We start from the raw sequence: 1,941 nt of genomic DNA, 5'->3' as shown, positions 1-1,941 counted from the left end.
TGAATTATGGGGTCGATGGTGCCGCTTACAGGACTCGAACCTGTGACCCCATCATTACGAATGATGTGCTCTACCAACTGAGCTAAAGCGGCAACGAGGGGCGCCTCTACCAGCGTGTCGGCGTGAAGACAAGCGTCGTAGCGCAGTTTCCCGGCGACGAGCGCAAGAGGGTGTTCGGGCGCCGCAATCCGCGGTGATCGTGAGAGCGATCCAGCCGTTTGCCATTTGAAAGGAAGCTTCTGCCATCGGGCGCCGCCCTACACCGAATGCAGGAGTTTATTGAAAGTGCCCACCATTTTGGCGGAAGGCCCGCTGCTCGCTCCCATAGCCGAGAGCGCGGACCTCGCTGGCCATCCGAAAAAGAAGCGCGGCCCGAAACCGAAGGTGATTGTCGAATTTCCCGAGGCGTCTGGAGAAGAATGGGTCGATCCACCCTCCTTTCCCGAAGCGCTTGCGTTGCACATGCGCCGGCACGGAGATAGCTGCAATCATCTCCACCGCGCCATTATCGGCCCGGACGACAAGACCGATCGCAAGACGATCCAGACGTGGGCGACCGGCGTTAAGGCGCCGGGCACGATCGAAAGCCTCTCGGTCCTGAGCAGAATCGAGCGCCGCTATCGTCTGCCCGAGGGCTATTTTCAGGCGAAACTCGATCGGACCGGGCGCGCCACCGCGCGGCCCGCCATCGCGGCGCTTACGGCTTCCGAGAGGCGGAAACTCGCCTGGCACCTTCCGGGCGATTTCTCGAAACGGCCCAAACGCGAGCGCGAGGAAATACTGGCGTGGGTGCGTTCGGTCATCATCGAGGGCGCGACAGAGTATCGCCGCTTTCAGCGAGAAGCGACGCAGCAGCGCTTCTCCCTCCGATTCTCGAACACGGCATCGGTCGATGCCGGTGCGACCGACGGGAGCATGGCTGGCTGCCGCGATGCGCCCTCCCAACTGCAGACTGAAGTCCATAGTCTTATCGCATTCAAAACCTCGACCCTCGCGCCGTCAGGCCTGCTTCGCCAAGGCATGTGGGGCGAGGAAACGGCGTCGCAGAAATTGGAACATCTCGGACTTATGTTCGGTGCTCTATGCTCGCCGCCGGATGGTGATGTTCGCGGATTTGGCGTTCCCGCCGATCGACTGTGTCTCGCGATGCGGCTCTTCCCGTCGGTCTGGGACTGGTATCTCCATTGGCGCGAGGAGCGCCGCGGCTTCTATACGAGCTGGGAGGTCAATATGCTCGACTTCGCGCTCTCGCTTGCGCGCGAAAAGACGGGTTGGATGCGGCAGCACCCAGACCTTGCGGACGCCCTGCAACCGGTCGATGAGCTGATTTCCGCAGGTGAGGTCGACGAAGCTTGTAGGGATTGGGATGCTGTCTGCGACCGCTTCATCATCTACGCCCTGAACCGAAAGAAGGATGTTCAGCGCGTCGCGAAGGTCCATCGTGATCCGTTCGAACCGATATTGCCCATCCTCGAAGCCGAGAGCCCGGTCGGCGAATATCGCAAGATCACCGAGGAAATACTGGCGCGGATGCCGAGCGCGCGGCGTCATCCGAAGGCTGCGGCGGAAGCGGTCCGCGCCTTTCTGATGCTGCGCTTTGGCTTGCATCTTGGTCTTCGGCAGAAGAATCTCCGACAGCTTCGATTCTGTGTTCGAGGCGGGCGGCACAGCAGCGAGAAGCAACTCGAGAACCTGAGATGCGGGGAGCTTCGATGGAATGATCTATCGGGCGGCTGGGAGGTCTTCATTCCCGCCGTTGCGTTCAAAAATGCGTAGTCGTCCTTTTTCGGCCGGAAGCCTTATCGGTTGCTTCTGCCCGATCTCGGGCGGCTCTACGAGTTCATCGATCTGTATCTCCGGCGCGACCGGCAGATCCTGCTCGGCGGTGCCGAGGATCCAAAGACCTTCTTTGTGAAATCGGCCAAGCTGACGACGAAGGAT

The 1,941-nt window shown here is 60.7% G+C and carries 1 protein-coding gene and 1 tRNA gene; one reads left to right on the top strand and one right to left on the bottom strand.

Annotated features, from left to right (window positions below):
- Positions 1-16: 16 nt before the first annotated feature.
- A tRNA-Thr gene (locus VGN68_RS02525) sits at positions 17-92 on the bottom strand.
- 697 nt (positions 93-789) lie between these two features.
- Here VGN68_RS02525 and VGN68_RS02520 point away from each other — a divergent pair.
- A complete protein-coding gene (locus VGN68_RS02520) occupies positions 790-1,776 on the top strand; it encodes a hypothetical protein (protein ID WP_327473625.1) in 987 nt (328 codons plus the stop codon).
- Positions 1,777-1,941: the final 165 nt, after the last annotated feature.

It is taken from the genome of Sphingopyxis sp. (assembly GCF_035998965.1).
Lineage (GTDB): Bacteria > Pseudomonadota > Alphaproteobacteria > Sphingomonadales > Sphingomonadaceae > Sphingopyxis.
This window is presented reverse-complemented; position numbering and strand designations above follow the sequence as displayed.